This is a genomic window from Erwinia sp. INIA01, from assembly GCF_025947915.1.
Lineage (GTDB): Bacteria > Pseudomonadota > Gammaproteobacteria > Enterobacterales > Enterobacteriaceae > Erwinia > Erwinia coffeiphila.
This window is the reverse complement of the sequence record NZ_JAPDNC010000007.1, coordinates 86,673-100,476: the sequence shown is the minus strand read 5'-3', so window position 1 is coordinate 100,476 and position 13,804 is coordinate 86,673. Positions and strand designations below refer to the sequence as shown.

13 protein-coding genes are annotated in these 13,804 nt (G+C 58.0%); 10 read left to right on the top strand and 3 right to left on the bottom strand.

What is annotated here, in order from left to right; genetic code table 11:
• The first annotated feature begins 11 nt into the window (after nucleotides 1–11).
• The 6 genes from aceF (at nucleotide 12) to OMR58_RS13820 (ending at nucleotide 6,053) form a co-directional block, all read left to right on the top strand.
• Entirely contained in the window at nucleotides 12–1,622 is a 1,611-nt protein-coding gene (gene aceF, locus OMR58_RS13845; protein WP_264546218.1) for a pyruvate dehydrogenase complex dihydrolipoyllysine-residue acetyltransferase, read from the top strand.
• A 176-nt stretch (nucleotides 1,623–1,798) separates the two neighbouring features.
• Entirely contained in the window at nucleotides 1,799–3,226 is a 1,428-nt protein-coding gene (gene lpdA / locus OMR58_RS13840; RefSeq protein ID WP_105595386.1) for a dihydrolipoyl dehydrogenase, read from the top strand.
• A gap of 254 nt (nucleotides 3,227–3,480) precedes the next feature.
• Nucleotides 3,481–4,185, top strand: coding sequence for an SDR family NAD(P)-dependent oxidoreductase (locus OMR58_RS13835; protein WP_264546217.1), 705 nt, complete (start codon nucleotides 3,481–3,483; stop codon nucleotides 4,183–4,185).
• Between the two features lie 13 nt (nucleotides 4,186–4,198).
• The gene (locus OMR58_RS13830; RefSeq protein WP_200563416.1) at nucleotides 4,199–4,873 is read left to right on the top strand and encodes an energy-coupling factor ABC transporter ATP-binding protein; all 675 of its coding nucleotides are present in this window, start codon (nucleotides 4,199–4,201) and stop codon (nucleotides 4,871–4,873) included.
• Nucleotides 4,870–5,514, top strand: a complete 645-nt coding sequence (locus OMR58_RS13825; protein ID WP_264546216.1) for an energy-coupling factor transporter transmembrane component T family protein — start codon at nucleotides 4,870–4,872, stop codon at nucleotides 5,512–5,514. Before OMR58_RS13830 ends, OMR58_RS13825 begins: the two co-directional genes overlap by 4 nt.
• Nucleotides 5,514–6,053 (top strand): biotin transporter BioY, encoded by a 540-nt coding sequence (locus OMR58_RS13820; protein WP_200545234.1) that lies wholly within the window; start codon nucleotides 5,514–5,516, stop codon nucleotides 6,051–6,053. The genes OMR58_RS13825 and OMR58_RS13820 overlap by 1 nt, the downstream gene beginning before the upstream one ends.
• Before the next feature lie 583 nt (nucleotides 6,054–6,636).
• Here the strand turns inward: OMR58_RS13820 and OMR58_RS13815 are convergent.
• A complete protein-coding gene (locus OMR58_RS13815; RefSeq protein ID WP_264546215.1) occupies nucleotides 6,637–7,623 on the bottom strand; it encodes a zinc-dependent alcohol dehydrogenase family protein in 987 nt (328 codons plus the stop codon).
• Nucleotides 7,624–7,669: 46 nt separating this feature from the next.
• Here OMR58_RS13815 and OMR58_RS13810 point away from each other — a divergent pair, with 46 nt between their 5' ends.
• Genes OMR58_RS13810 through OMR58_RS13800 form a run of 3 tightly spaced genes read left to right on the top strand, consistent with a single transcriptional unit; the run spans nucleotide 7,670 to nucleotide 10,786 of the window.
• The gene (locus tag OMR58_RS13810) at nucleotides 7,670–8,104 is read left to right on the top strand and encodes an acyl-CoA thioesterase (RefSeq protein ID WP_264546214.1); all 435 of its coding nucleotides are present in this window, start codon (nucleotides 7,670–7,672) and stop codon (nucleotides 8,102–8,104) included.
• Entirely contained in the window at nucleotides 8,104–9,621 is a 1,518-nt protein-coding gene (locus tag OMR58_RS13805; protein WP_264546213.1) for a class I adenylate-forming enzyme family protein, read from the top strand. Before OMR58_RS13810 ends, OMR58_RS13805 begins: the two co-directional genes overlap by 1 nt.
• Nucleotides 9,578–10,786, top strand: a complete 1,209-nt coding sequence (locus tag OMR58_RS13800; RefSeq protein WP_264546212.1) for a thiolase family protein — start codon at nucleotides 9,578–9,580, stop codon at nucleotides 10,784–10,786. Before OMR58_RS13805 ends, OMR58_RS13800 begins: the two co-directional genes overlap by 44 nt.
• A gap of 69 nt (nucleotides 10,787–10,855) precedes the next feature.
• On the opposite strand, the gene OMR58_RS13795 is transcribed toward OMR58_RS13800, so the two are convergent.
• Nucleotides 10,856–11,743 (bottom strand): enoyl-CoA hydratase/isomerase family protein, encoded by an 888-nt coding sequence (locus tag OMR58_RS13795; RefSeq protein WP_264546211.1) that lies wholly within the window; start codon nucleotides 11,741–11,743, stop codon nucleotides 10,856–10,858.
• Nucleotides 11,740–12,681 carry a LysR family transcriptional regulator gene (locus OMR58_RS13790; protein WP_264546210.1) on the bottom strand — a complete coding sequence of 314 codons (942 nt, stop codon included), beginning with the start codon at nucleotides 12,679–12,681 and terminating at the stop codon, nucleotides 11,740–11,742. The genes OMR58_RS13795 and OMR58_RS13790 overlap by 4 nt, the downstream gene beginning before the upstream one ends.
• A gap of 101 nt (nucleotides 12,682–12,782) precedes the next feature.
• On the opposite strand from OMR58_RS13790, the gene OMR58_RS13785 reads away from it, so the two are divergent.
• Nucleotides 12,783–13,781 (top strand): aldo/keto reductase, encoded by a 999-nt coding sequence (locus tag OMR58_RS13785; RefSeq protein WP_200545248.1) that lies wholly within the window; start codon nucleotides 12,783–12,785, stop codon nucleotides 13,779–13,781.
• The last annotated feature ends 23 nt before the right edge of the window (nucleotides 13,782–13,804 follow it).

Below are 13,804 nucleotides of genomic sequence, written 5' to 3'. Positions count from 1 at the left end.
GGTAAAGAGTAATGGCTATCGAAATCAATGTACCGGACATCGGCGCGGACGAAGTTGAAGTCACCGAAATCCTGGTGAAGGTTGGCGACACTGTTGAAGTTGAACAGTCGCTGATCGTGGTGGAAGGCGATAAGGCTTCTATGGAAGTCCCTTCTCCGCAGGCGGGCGTGGTTAAAGAGATCAAAGTTGCGACCGGCGATAAAGTCGAAACCGGCAAACTGATCATGATCTTCGAAGCAGCAGGTGGCGCAGTTGCGCCATCCGCTCCGGCTGAAGAGAAGAAAGAAGAAGCGGCTGCACCTGCTGCTGCGGCACCGGCTGCGGCCAGTGGCCCGAAAGAAGTGAACGTACCGGATATCGGCGGCGACGAAGTTGAAGTTACCGAGATCATGGTAAAAGTGGGCGACACCGTTGAAGCGGAACAGTCGATCCTGACCGTTGAAGGCGACAAAGCCTCAATGGAAGTGCCGGCTCCGTTCGCGGGCACCGTGAAAGAGATCAAAGTAGCGACCGGCGACAAAGTCAGCACCGGTTCACTGGTGATGGTCTTTGAAGTAGCAGGCGCTGCGCCAGCTGCTGCGGCTCCAGCTGCGAAAGCTGAAGCACCGGCTGCGGCCGCACCGGCTAAGCAGGAAGAGAAAGCGGCTCCGGCTGCTGCCCCTGCGAAAGCTGACGCGAAATCCGACTTCGCTGAAAACGACGCTTACGTTCACGCGACTCCGGTTATCCGCCGCCTGGCGCGCGAGTTTGGCGTAAACCTGGCTAAAGTCAAAGGCACCGGTCGTAAAGGGCGTATTCTGAAAGAAGACGTTCAGACCTACGTTAAGGACGCGGTAAAACGCGCCGAAGCACCAGCCGCTGCTGCGGGTGGTGGTCTGCCTGGCATGCTGCCTTGGCCGAAAGTGGACTTCAGCAAGTTTGGTGAGATTGAAGAAGTTGAATTGGGCCGTATCCAGAAAATCTCTGGTGCGAACCTGAGCCGTAACTGGGTGATGATCCCGCACGTTACGCATTTCGACAAAACTGATATCACCGAGCTGGAAGCCTTCCGTAAGCAGCAGAACGATGAAGCGGCTAAACGTAAGCTGGACGTGAAATTCACCCCAGTGGTCTTCATCATGAAAGCCGTTGCTGCGGCCCTTGAGCAGATGCCTCGTTTCAACAGTTCACTGTCTGAAGATGGTCAGAAGCTGACGCTGAAGAAATACATCAACATCGGTGTGGCGGTTGATACGCCAAACGGTCTGGTGGTTCCAGTGTTCAAAGATGTGAACAAGAAAGGGATTACCGAACTGTCTCGCGAGCTGATGGTTATCTCCAAGAAAGCGCGTGATGGCAAGCTGACCGCTGGCGAAATGCAGGGCGGCTGCTTCACCATTTCCAGCCTGGGCGGCATCGGGACAACTCACTTCGCGCCGATCGTTAACGCGCCTGAAGTGGCTATCCTGGGCGTTTCCAAGTCTGCTATGGAGCCGGTCTGGAACGGTAAAGAGTTCACTCCGCGTCTGATGATGCCGATGTCGCTCTCCTTCGACCACCGCGTAATCGACGGTGCAGATGGTGCACGCTTCATCACCATCATCAATCAGGCACTGGCTGACATTCGCCGTCTGGTGATGTAACAGCAGACAAGGCCGGCGCAAGCCGGCCTTGTTATAAGGGATGTAGATATTCGTGGCACCGCGGTTTGCAGATTATTAACAATTCTGTAAACTCTTGCGGTGAACGCGTCCCGGTGGAAGAAGGGCGTTGAATCAAAAGCTGTCTGACCCGCCGGACTATCAAATAAGAGGTCATGATGAGTACAGAAATTAAAACTCAAGTCGTGGTACTTGGGGCAGGTCCTGCAGGCTATTCTGCAGCCTTCCGTGCAGCGGATTTAGGTCTGGAGACCGTCATCGTTGAGCGTTACAGCACCCTTGGTGGTGTTTGTCTGAATGTCGGCTGTATCCCTTCTAAAGCCCTGCTGCACGTGGCGAAGGTGATTGAAGAAGCGAAGGCGCTTGAAGCTCACGGTATCGTGTTCGGCAAGCCGCAAACCGACGTAGACAAGATCCGCGCCTGGAAAGAGAAAGTCATCAACCAGCTGACCGGCGGTCTGGCAGGTATGGCGAAAGGCCGTAAAGTGAACGTGGTTAACGGCCTGGGCAAGTTTACCGGCGCAAATACTCTGGTTGTGGAAAATGAGAAGGGTGAAACCACTACGATCACTTTCGACAATGCCATCATCGCAGCGGGTTCCCGCCCAATTCAGCTGCCGTTCATCCCGCACGAAGACCCACGCGTTTGGGATTCTACCGATGCGCTGGAACTGAAATCAGTCCCAGAGCGTCTGCTGGTTATGGGCGGCGGTATCATCGGTCTGGAAATGGGTACGGTTTACCATGCCCTGGGTTCACAGATTGATGTCGTAGAGATGTTTGACCAGGTGATCCCTGCTGCAGATAAAGACGTGGTGAAAGTGTTCACCAAGCGTATCTCCAAGCAGTTCAACCTGATGCTGGAAACCAAAGTCACCGCTGTTGAAGCGAAAGAAGACGGCATCTATGTAACAATGGAAGGCAAAAAAGCGCCGGCAGAACCACAGCGTTACGATGCGGTGCTGGTAGCTATCGGCCGCGTACCGAACGGTAAAGGTCTGGATGCTGGTAAAGCGGGCGTGGAAGTGGACGATCGCGGCTTTATCCGCGTCGACAAGCAGATGCGTACCAACGTACCGCACATCTTCGCTATCGGCGACATCGTGGGTCAGCCAATGCTGGCACACAAAGGCGTGCATGAAGGCCACGTAGCGGCAGAAGTGATTTCTGGTAAGAAACACTACTTCGACCCGAAAGTGATCCCATCTATCGCCTACACCGAGCCAGAAGTTGCCTGGGTGGGTCTGACCGAGAAAGAAGCGAAGGAGAAAGGCATCAGCTACGAAACCGCCACCTTCCCGTGGGCTGCTTCTGGCCGCGCTATCGCTTCCGACTGCGCAGACGGTATGACCAAGCTGATCTTCGACAAAACCACTCACCGCGTGATCGGTGGTGCGATTGTTGGTACTAACGGCGGCGAGCTGCTGGGCGAAATCGGTCTGGCAATCGAAATGGGCTGCGACGCTGAAGACCTGGCGCTGACCATCCACGCTCACCCGACTCTGCACGAATCGGTTGGCCTGGCAGCTGAGATCTTCGAAGGTAGCATCACCGACCTGCCAAACCCGAAAGCGAAGAAGAAGTAATCGCTGACGGCTCCGCAAGGGGTAATTCGCGTTAGTTAGCGAAAACTAAGCCGCTATTGTTAACAGATAGCGGCTTTTTTACGGATACTCCCGGACGATCGACCTGACGCGGCCTCACCTGAGCGTCACGAATGGTTGAAGCGAGTTTTCGCTATTAGCCTGGTTTTAACCGACTTGTAAACCAAAAACGTATTTTTCCTTTTACGCTAAATAGCGTATCTTTGCCGCTCACGTTTTCAGATTTAAGGCTCTCCGTGTCAAACAACGTCGCCCTGATTACCGGTGCCAGCCGTGGCATTGGCCACCATCTTGCCCGTCATTTCTATGCGCAGGGATATCATCTGATTCTGCTGGCACGTGATGCGCAGGCGCTGAATGCGCTTGCCGCCGGGTTCGATCCGTCCCGCGTGCAGACGCTGGCGCTGGACGTGTGTGATTTTGCCAGCGTGTCGCAGCAGGTGCAGCACGCGCTTTCCCGCCACGCCCGGCTGGATGTACTGATTAACGCCGCCGGTATTTTCCGCGCAGGCTCCACGCAGACGCCGATGGATGACTTCAGCGCGCTGTTGGCCACCAACGTTACCGCCATCCATCATCTTTGCCAGCTTTGCACGCCGTGGCTGCAAAAGTCTGAAGATGGCCGCATCTTTAATCTGGCTTCGGTCAGCGGCGTGCAGCCCTACGGCAGCGTCGCCAGCTATGCCGCCAGCAAGCACGCGCTGGTCGGCTACAGCCGCTCGATTGCCCGCGAGCTGGGCTCGCTGGGGATTAAAGTCACCACGCTGTGCCCGGATGTGGTGGATACCGATATGGCCGCCGGTTCGGGGCTGTCTGCGGAAGAAATGCTGAGCACGGACGATATCTGCCGCGCGGTGGATTTTGTGATGTCGCTGTCACCGGCTGCGGTCATTGAGCAACTGACGATTGGTCGCCAGTATCGTCCGCGTAAACCGTCCTGAGCGAGGCATTCAGATGATTGAACTGAAAGAGGTTTCCCACGCTTACGGCGATCGCAAGGTGTTGAAGAATATCAACTTACAGCTAACCGAGAAGCGTATCGGCATCGTTGGCAGTAACGGCTGCGGCAAAAGTACCTTCGTTCGCCTGCTGAATGGCTTGCTGTTGCCTTCTCAGGGCGATGTGCTGATCGACGGCCTGAATACCCGTCAGCAGGGCAAAGCGGTGCGGCGTAAAGTCGGCTTTGTTTTCCAGAACCCTGACAATCAGATCGTCTTTCCGGTGGTGGAAGAGGATCTGGCTTTCGGCATGAAGAACCTCGGGCTGGATAAAGCCACGATCCGCGAGCGTACCGACGCGGCGCTGGCCCGCTATGATATGCAGGATCTGCGTCAGCACCCGGCGCATCTGCTCAGCGGTGGGCAAAAGCAGCTGCTGGCGATCTCCGGCGTGCTGGTGATGGAGCCGGAATATATCGTTTTTGATGAACCCACCACGCTGCTGGATCTGCGCAACAAACGGCGAATTGCCGCCGCGATTGCCGAGCTGGATCAAACCGCGATCGTCGTTTCACACGACCTGGAATTTTTGCAGGATTTTGACCGCGTACTGGTGTTTGAACGCGGGGAAGTTGCCGTAGATGATGTGCCCGCCGTGGCGCTGAAAGAGTATGTCAGGATGATGTCATGACCTTGAGTGATTACGTACCGGGTAACTCGTTTATCCATCGCCTGCCGTCGGGGATCAAGATCCTTTCCCTGGCGCTGGTGGGTACTCTGCTGTTTGTTTTCCCCCTGCTGGCGGTGGTGCTGTCCACGCTGGTTGTCGTTGCTACGCTTTACCCGCTGGCGGGTATCGGGCCAAAAATAATGCTGCTGCAGCTGAAACCGCTGCTGTGGGTGCTGGCGCTGCTGTTCGCCGTACAGTGGTGGATGGTGGACTGGGTTTCCGGCGTGCTGGTCGTTGCGCGGCTTTCCGCGCTGCTGCTGCTGGCGGCGCTGGTGACGCTGACCACGCGTACCACCGATATGATTGATGCGCTGGAAAGCGGGCTGTCCTGGCTGCGTTTTTTGCGCATCAACCCGGCGAAGGTCAGCCTGGCACTCTCGCTGGCCTTGCGTTTTATCCCGGTGCTGGCCGCCATCACCACCGAAGTGCGTGAAGCGCAGAAAGCACGCGGCCTTGACCGCAGTGTGATTGCCGTGGCGATCCCGGTTATTGTCCGTACCCTGAAAATGGCTGATGACATTGCGGCGGCGCTGGAAGCCCGCGCATACGATCCCCAGCTTAAACGTCCCCAAAGCGATGCTGAAAAGTCGAGAGGCTCTTAATGTCCACCAGAGATATTGTTTATATAGCGCTGTTTGCCGCGATGACCGCAGCGCTGGGTCTGTTTCCGGCCTTTAGTCTGCCGGTGATTGGCGTGCCGATTACCGCGCAGACGCTGGGCTGTATGCTGGCGGGGGCGATTGCCGGTGCTAAGCGCGGTGCGCTGGCGATGGTATTGTTCGATCTGCTGGTGGCTATCGGGCTGCCGCTGCTGGCCGGTGGCCGTGGCGGGCTGGGGGTTTATATGGGGCCGGGCGGTGGTTTTATTCTCTCCTGGCCGCTGGCGGCACTGGTCATTGGCTTGTTGTACCAGCGCGGTCTGCGTTCATTGACGCTGGTGAAGGAGCTGCTGATTATCGCACTGGGCGGGATTGTGGTGATTTATGCCTGTGGTATTCCGTGGATTGCCGCCGTTGCGGGTATCACGCTGAAGCAGGCCGCGCTGGGTTCGCTGGGGTTTGTGCCGGGCGACATCGTGAAGGTGGTGCTGGCGGCGGTGATTGTGCGGGCGGTACGGCGGGCTTATCCGACATTGGGATAGAGTACGCCGCTGTGGACTTGTTGGTTGGGGTGCAGCCTCTGCTGCTGCTCCAGGGCGGTCCTCGCGCCGCATTGCGGTGCCTTCGGTTACGCCATTGCGCCGAACGGATCGGCCAGGATTGAACGTCCCTGTTCAAACCCGGCCTGACGCCAACATCCCTGTTGACGTCTCCTGGCGCAATGGCTCCACCTCAGCGCTGCGGATGCCCTTACGCAGCAGCAGAGGCTGTCCCCTCTATACAATTTCATCGCTTTTAGCTTTTGGGCTTTCAGGCAACACAGAAATCAGAGAGCAGACTGGCAGTGCCCACGAAAGGGCAATCCACAGCGCTGAACGGAGAGAGGAAGCCAGGATTTGGCCGCATGGACGCGGCCGAAAGTCACAGCCGGGCCAGGACGGCCCGTCTGTGGCGGTCCGGGAGGCTGACGAGCGAAGTGAAGGGACCGCGTAGCGGCGCGAGGACCCGCCCGATCGGGGGCACTGCCAGCCAGCGCTAACTGCTGACTCTACAAACAACGCAGCACAAATTCCCATCTGTAACGCGCTCTGGCTGGCCAGCGAACGAACTTCCGACACGGCAGCCTCAAAGCTTCAGCAGAATCTTCCCCTTCAGTGCCCCGGACAACACCGCATCCACCGCCTGATGAATATCCGCCAGCGCAAACTCGGCTACCACCTCGGTGGCAATCACCCCATCGCGGATCAGTGCCATAACCTCATCGATACGCCGCTGCACCAGCGCCTTCTCATGGCCATGTACCCACAACCGTAAATGGAAATTAGAAAAACGAATATCCGGGCGGCTGCGCCAGAACGTCGGAGGGATCGGCTGACCGGACAACAGACCATAGTGAATAAACTGCCCACCCGGCATCAGCGCCTCAGCCAGCGACAGCGACTCTTCACCGCCGATGCAGTCCAGAATCGCCTCCACGCCGCCGCCGCGCTGAAGCGCCGCCAGCTGCTGCGGATAATCCGGGCTGCTACTGTTCAGCACACTCTCAACGGGGAAATCGTCAAACAGTGCCAGGTTCTCCGCCTTGCGCACGATGGCGATGGCCCTGATGCCCAGGTGGCTGGCAATGCGGATCAGCATCTTGCCAATCGCCGAGTTGGCGGCATTGATGATTACCCGCATCCCGGGCGTAAAGTGCAGCTCTTCCGTCAGCATCAGCAGGGCGGTCATCGGATTCACGTAGCTGGTCGCCGCTTCTTTATCACTGACGAAATCGGGCAGGGTAAAACACCACTGCGCCTCGCTGTCCTTATAGGTCTGCCAGGCACCCATGCTGCCCACCGGCAGCACCCGCTGACCGGGCAGAAGCGAAGGGTCGTTGCTCTGAACGATATGCCCCATGCCCTCGAAACCGGGAACGAAAGGTAATGTAATGCGTGAACGGTAGGCACCGGAAATAGTAATAATATCAGAGGGATTTATCGTCGCCCATGCCATCTTAACCCGTACCTGGCCAGCAGCTAATTCGCTCTGCTCACCGGATTCCAGCCGCAGAATATCCCTGATATTACCGAACTCGCGGACCATCGCTCTGGTGAATAAACTCTCTTTCATGGTATATTTTCTTTAGTGGCTTCTGGTTTACAGGTTGATGATTTTTATGCAGCAGTATAATAGTGAAACATTTCGCGTATCAATGCGTGATATCGATCTGAATGGTCACGTCCATAATTCAGTTTACCTGGATTATTGTGAAGATGCCGTGGTTAATGCCTTTCGCCGTGCAGATATTTTAGCCTTATTTCGCCCGCAGACAGCCGGTGTGGTTTATCACGTAAAAAAATGTGAAGCGACCTTTCATTTCCCATTATCGGTCGACGATGTGGTAGAGCCTCAGGTATTCATTGAGAAGCTCGGCAACAGCAGCTTAATATTTTCTATTCACCTGAATTTACAGGGCAGGAATATTCTGGCTGCCGAAGGAAAATTAGTCTGGGTCTGCATTAACCCTGCCGATAATAAGCCCTGTCCGATCCCTGAAGAAACCCGTAATGCCTTGATCCATCACTTTCCGCAGCCAGGGGCCGTAGCCTGATGCCGGTTCACGACAGAGTTCAGCAGCACGCCCAAAAACATCCCCACGCCATCGCGGTGAATATTGATGGCCAGACGCTGAGCTGGCTACAGCTGTGGCAGCGCTCGCAGGCACTGTATCAGTTTATTCTCAGTGAATCCCCGAACGGCCATACCGTGGCGATAGCGACCGGCAATGCGATTGCATTCCCGATAGCCTGGCTGGCGGCAACCGCACAGCCTCTCACCGCGGCAATCATAGACCCGCTGCTGCCAGCCGAACAGCTGCACGAAATGCTGAGCCGTATTAAGCCGGGTCTGCTGCTGCTAAACCAGCAGGATCGGGCGACGATCGCGCTGGCCGATGCGCTACAGATCCACTGGCTGGCGGTGGATCGCTGGCTGGAAAGCGATCCTTCTGTTACCGAAGATCGGCCCGCATTCAGTCAGGGAATGCATGATGCCACGCCGTTTTTAATCAATTTTACCTCCGGCACCACCAGCCTGCCGAAGGCGTTTGTACGATCGCGCCGCTCCTGGCGCAGCAGCTTTGAAAACGGCGAGGCGATCTTTCAGCTGACGGATGCGCCCTCAACGCTGTTTCCCGGCCCGCTGTCGAACGGCATTGGCCTCTACTGCCTGAATGAAACGCTGTATGCGGGTGGCTGTTTTTACAGCCTCGGCAAGTGGCAGCCCGATGCCGCGCTGGCGCTGATCGTCAGGCAGCAGATCCAGCGACTGGTGGTGGTGCCAACGATGATTGCCGGTTTTGCCCGCGTGGCTGATGGAGAAGCGTTTCCCGACCTGCGTAATTTGCTCAGTGCCGGAGCCAAGCTGGAGCTGAACCACTATCGGCAGGCGAGGGCGCTGTTTCCCGCAGCGCGGATGCAGGAGTATTACGGTGCATCGGAACTGGGATTTGTCGCCGTTTCCACACTGAACGACGACAGCATCAGCGACTCTCTGGCCAGCGTTGGGCAGGCTTTTCCGGGGACCACCATTGAAATCCTCGACGATGATGATGTGCCGGTGGCGATGAATCAACCGGGGCGGATTTTTATTCGCAGCGAGCAGATTATCGAGGGATATTTATGGGGTGATGACGGCGGCGCATTTAAAAAAACACCCTGGGGTGCCACGGTATCGGATATCGGCTATCTGGATGAACGGCAGAACCTGCATATTATCGGCCGCCGGGGAAATATGATCCTCAGCGGCGGTAATAATATTTATCTGTCAGAAATAGAAACGACGATCAAAGCGATCCCGGGTGTTATAGAAGCGATGGTTATTGCCATTGATGATAATTACCTGGGGAAAAAGATCGTCGCTATTATTGAGGCGGAATTAACGCTGGCGGAAACGATCCCGGAAATATGCCGCGAGCATCTGGCGAAATACAAATTGCCACGCCACTATTATCACATCAGCCACTGGCCGTTAACGCCCGCTGGAAAAATTAAACGTGCCGGGCTGGAAATAAGGATCGCAAATCATGACCTCAGAACCGATCTCACTGAACTATCAGCCGGAAGATGACTGGCAACCGGTGGTTGTCGCCGCGGTACGCACGCCGGTAGGTAAGGCGTACGGTATGTTGGCCGGGCTGTCGATGGAAGCACTGCTGGCACCCTTGTTCACCCGGTTGCTTGCCACCTTACCGCAGGGATTCAGTGCTATTGATGAGGTGATTATCGGCAATGCGACCGGCGGCGGCGGCAACATTGCCCGTCTGGCGGCGCTCAGTGCCGGACTGCCGCTGGCGGTGCCGGCGGTGACGGTCGATCGCCAGTGCGGTTCCGGGCTGGAGGCGGCGATCAACGCCTGTCGTCTGATCCAGGCGCGGGCGGGAGAATGCTATCTGGCCGGTGGCGTTGAGAGCGTGAGTACCGCGCCGTGGCGGGTAGAGAAGCCCGGCTCGCTGAAGCAGCAGCCGCGTTTTTACGGCCGTGCGCGTTTTTCCCCGGACGATATCGGTGACCCGGATATGGGCGAAGCGGCGGAAAATGTGGCCCGCCGCTGCGGCATCAGCCGCGAACGGCAGGATCGTTTTGCCCTGCGCAGCCATCAGCGTGCGGTTGCCGCACAGCAGCAGGGTGCATTCCGCGATGAGATCGTGCCGCTGAACGTGGCGGGGCAGACGATCGCGCAGGATGAATGCCCGCGCCCGACAACCTCGCTTGACCGGCTGGCCGCGCTGCCGCCTGCCTTTGCCGCCGACGGCAGCGTGACGGCGGGCAACTGCTGCCCGCTGAACGACGGGGCATCGCTGCTGCTGGTCATGAGCCGCCGACTGGCGCGCGAGTGTGGTTTTGTACGCGGGCTGCGCTTTATTGATGCCTGTAGCGCCGGAGTGGACCCCAACTACCTCGGGCTGGGTCCGGTTCCCGCCACGCAAAAGCTGCTGGCGAGGCAGCCACAGCTGAACCTCGACCGCGTTGCCGCCATTGAGTTTAATGAAGCCTTTGCCGCTCAGGTGCTGGGCTCACTGGATGCGTTGGGCATCGACGAGCAGCGCGTTAACCGCCAGGGTGGGGCTATCGCGCTCGGCCATCCCTACGGCGCGTCCGGGGCGATCATGGTAACGCGGCTGTTTAGCCAACTGGTACAGACGGCGGAGAGCGAAGACGGTTTTGGCCTGGCGATGCTGGGGATTGCGGGCGGCCTGGGGCTGAGCGCGCTGTTCCGTGCACAGGCGCTGTAGAGTGAGCTTTACTCTCGTCAGAAGGGTATTTCAAAACTACCGCAGTGCTTCGTGCAGAATTACCCGCCGTTATCTGCCACGCCACTGCGGCGGGCGGCGTTCGCTAAAAGCGCGCAGGCTTTCCTGATAATCTTCGCTCTGCTGAAGCTGGCGCAGCACCTCATCGGCGGAGGGCTGAGGGGCTTTCTGCTGCGTATTCTCACCGGTAGAGGGCAGAGGATGTGTCTCCTCACCGTCGTCGGTGGAGGGCAGAGGGGGGTTCTGCTGTGTATCCTCACCGTCAGCGGTGGTGCGCAGATGCTGTTTCAGCAGCGCGTTGCACGCCTGCACCGCCAGCGGGGCGCTGCGATTGATGCGCGCCGCCAGCGCCAGCGCTGCATCCTTCAGGTCGCCATGCGCGGCCAGCTGATTGAAGAGTCCCAGCGCCAGCGCTCGTTGCGCATCGATAGCTTCGCCGGTCAGCAGCAGTTCGCGGGCGATATTCACCGGCAGTCGGGCGGCAAGCTGTACGATGGCTCCGCCGAGCGGCAGCAGGCCGTGCGTCACCTCGGGCAGGGCAATTTTCACCTGCTCGCCGGCAACGATAAAATCGCAGTCCAGCGCCATCTCCAGCCCGCCGCCAACCGCATGACCGTTGAGGGCAGCAATCCAGATTTTTCGCCGGGGCTGATGCTGTAGCGGATTGTAGCCGCCGCAGCGGTTGCGCACCTTTATGCCACCGTCGATAAACGCCTCCTGCAAATCTGCCCCGCTGCAAAACGCGCTGCCGCTGCCGGTCAGGATCACCGTCCAGATTTCCGGGTTCTGCTCGCTGTAATCCAGCCACTGCTCCAGTTCGGCAATCATCATTGCGTTATAGGCATTGCGCTGCGAAGGGCGGTGCAGCGTCAGGCACAGCACGTGGGAAGCCGGACGGTCTGCCAGCACAAAGCGGGTTAGTGGTTCATCTGCGGTCATGGCGGATTTCCTGCGTGGAAGGATTCAGGCGAGTCTACCACGCCCCGATTAATCTGCTGCACCCAGTCAATAAAGCAGCGCAGCGCGGCGGAGTGGTATTTGCGGCTGGGGTAGTAAAGCCAGAGTCCCTCAGGTTTTGCGGCATAATCTGTGAGGATTTCCACTAGTGAACCGTCGGCCAGCCAGGGCTGCGCCAGCTCGCGCATCACCAGCGCCGCACCCGCTCCGGTGCGGGCGGCCTGAATCATCAGCATATCGTTATCCAGCGTCAGATCGCCGCTGACCGCCACATCGAGCGCCTTACCTTCCGTCTGAAATTCCCATTTGTACAGCATGCCGCTGGGGAAACGCCGCTGAATGCACGGATAGCCCGTCAGCCCTTCGGGATGCTGCGGCGTGCCGTGCTGAGCAATCAGCGCCGGGCTGGCAACGATCGCCCCGTGTATCGGCGGGCCAAAGGGAATGGCAACCATGTCCTGTGGAATCGCCTCGCCGAAACGCACGCCGGCATCGAATCCCTCTTCAATGATATTGACCAGGCTGTCGCTGGTGGCGATCTCCAGCGCGATGTCCGGGTAGCGCTGACGAAACGGCAGCAGGATGCGCTGCAGCCAGAGCGTTGCGGCGCTGCGCGGCATATTCAGGCGCACCGTCCCACGCGGATCGGCCCGCCAGCTGTTCAGCTCATCGACCGCACTGGAAAGATCCACCAGCGCTGGCTCAATCCGCGAGAGAAAAGCGCGCCCGGCCTCGGTCAGCGAGACACTGCGGGTCGTGCGGTTCAGCAACCTGACGCCGATGCGCTGCTCCAGATGGTTCATGGTATGGCTGAGCGTGGATGGCGTGACGTTGCGCTCTTCCGCCGCCTTGCGGAAGTTCAGGTGGCGGGCAATAGCGGCAAAAATCTCCAGTTCCTGGAGCGTGGTGCGATTTTTCATATTGATGATTATTTTTCACTAAACTGGTTAAATGGCATCAATTGTTGATTTATTCCGTGAGAAGTATAACTGCTTCATCGCCAGTTAACCGGAGTATCACCATGAAAAAAAGAACGTTAGGCACTGAAGGCTTGCAGGTTTCCGCCATTGGCCTTGGCTGTATGGGAATGAGTTTTGCCTACGGTGCCAGCGATGAGCGCCAGGCGATTAATACGCTGCATCGCGCCTTCGACCTTGGGGTGGATTTCCTCGACACGGCAGAGGTTTACGGTCCTTTTACCAATGAATCGCTGCTTGGCCGCGTGCTGAAAGGGCATCAGGGTAAGGTCAAAGTTGCCACGAAATTTGGCTTCCATATTACCGATGAAGGCGAGGGCTGGGAGCGCATTAAAGGCGTGAACAGCCGCCCGGAAAACATCCGTGCGGTGGCAGAGGCTTCATTACAGCGGCTGGGCATTGAGGCGATAGACCTGCTGTATCAGCATCGCCCCGATCCGGCGGTACCGGTGGAAGAGGTAGTGGGCACCATGGCCGATCTGGTGCGCGAGGGTAAGGTTTTGCATCTGGGGCTGTCGGAAATCTCCAGCGAGACGCTACAGCGTGCGCAGGCGGTACATCCTATCGCTGCCGTTCAGAGTGAATACTCGCTGTGGAGCCGCGATCCTGAACAGGGACTGCTGGAAACCTGCCGTCGTCTCGGCGTCGGTTTTGTTCCCTACAGCCCACTGGGGCGAGGCTTCCTGACCGGTAAAGTGGCGGCGGCAGGCACGCTGGCCGAAGATGATTTCCGCCGCTATCTGCCGCGCTTCCAGCAGCAGGCGTGGGAACATAATCAGCAGCTGGTTGTACAGCTGACGGAGATGGCACAGGGCTATCGGGCGAGTCCGGCCCAGCTGGCGCTGGCCTGGGTGCTGGCGCAGGGGGAGAATATTGTGCCGATCCCGGGGGCGCGGCAGCTGGCCCATCTGGAAGATAACTGCGCGGCGGCCGATCTGGTCATTAACGACCGCGATCTTGCCACGCTGAATACGCTGTTTGCCCCGGAGAATATTGCCGGGGAACGCTACAGCGAGCAGGAGTTTGCGCTGGTGGAGCGGTAAGGGGCGGCGGCAGACCAACTGTG

Excerpts from the sequence above, each read along its gene's own strand:
- aceF (WP_264546218.1), top strand. The coding sequence starts at position 12 with ATGGCTATCGAAATCAATGTACCGGACATCGGCGCGGACGAAGTTGAA.
- lpdA (WP_105595386.1), top strand. The coding sequence starts at position 1,799 with ATGAGTACAGAAATTAAAACTCAAGTCGTGGTACTTGGGGCAGGTCCT.
- OMR58_RS13830 (WP_200563416.1), top strand. The coding sequence starts at position 4,199 with ATGATTGAACTGAAAGAGGTTTCCCACGCTTACGGCGATCGCAAGGTG.
- OMR58_RS13825 (WP_264546216.1), top strand. The coding sequence starts at position 4,870 with ATGACCTTGAGTGATTACGTACCGGGTAACTCGTTTATCCATCGCCTG.
- OMR58_RS13820 (WP_200545234.1), top strand. The coding sequence starts at position 5,514 with ATGTCCACCAGAGATATTGTTTATATAGCGCTGTTTGCCGCGATGACC.
- OMR58_RS13815 (WP_264546215.1), bottom strand. The coding sequence starts at position 7,623 with ATGAAAGAGAGTTTATTCACCAGAGCGATGGTCCGCGAGTTCGGTAAT.
- OMR58_RS13810 (WP_264546214.1), top strand. The coding sequence starts at position 7,670 with ATGCAGCAGTATAATAGTGAAACATTTCGCGTATCAATGCGTGATATC.
- OMR58_RS13805 (WP_264546213.1), top strand. The coding sequence starts at position 8,104 with ATGCCGGTTCACGACAGAGTTCAGCAGCACGCCCAAAAACATCCCCAC.
- OMR58_RS13800 (WP_264546212.1), top strand. The coding sequence starts at position 9,578 with ATGACCTCAGAACCGATCTCACTGAACTATCAGCCGGAAGATGACTGG.
- OMR58_RS13795 (WP_264546211.1), bottom strand. The coding sequence starts at position 11,743 with ATGACCGCAGATGAACCACTAACCCGCTTTGTGCTGGCAGACCGTCCG.
- OMR58_RS13790 (WP_264546210.1), bottom strand. The coding sequence starts at position 12,681 with ATGAAAAATCGCACCACGCTCCAGGAACTGGAGATTTTTGCCGCTATT.
- OMR58_RS13785 (WP_200545248.1), top strand. The coding sequence starts at position 12,783 with ATGAAAAAAAGAACGTTAGGCACTGAAGGCTTGCAGGTTTCCGCCATT.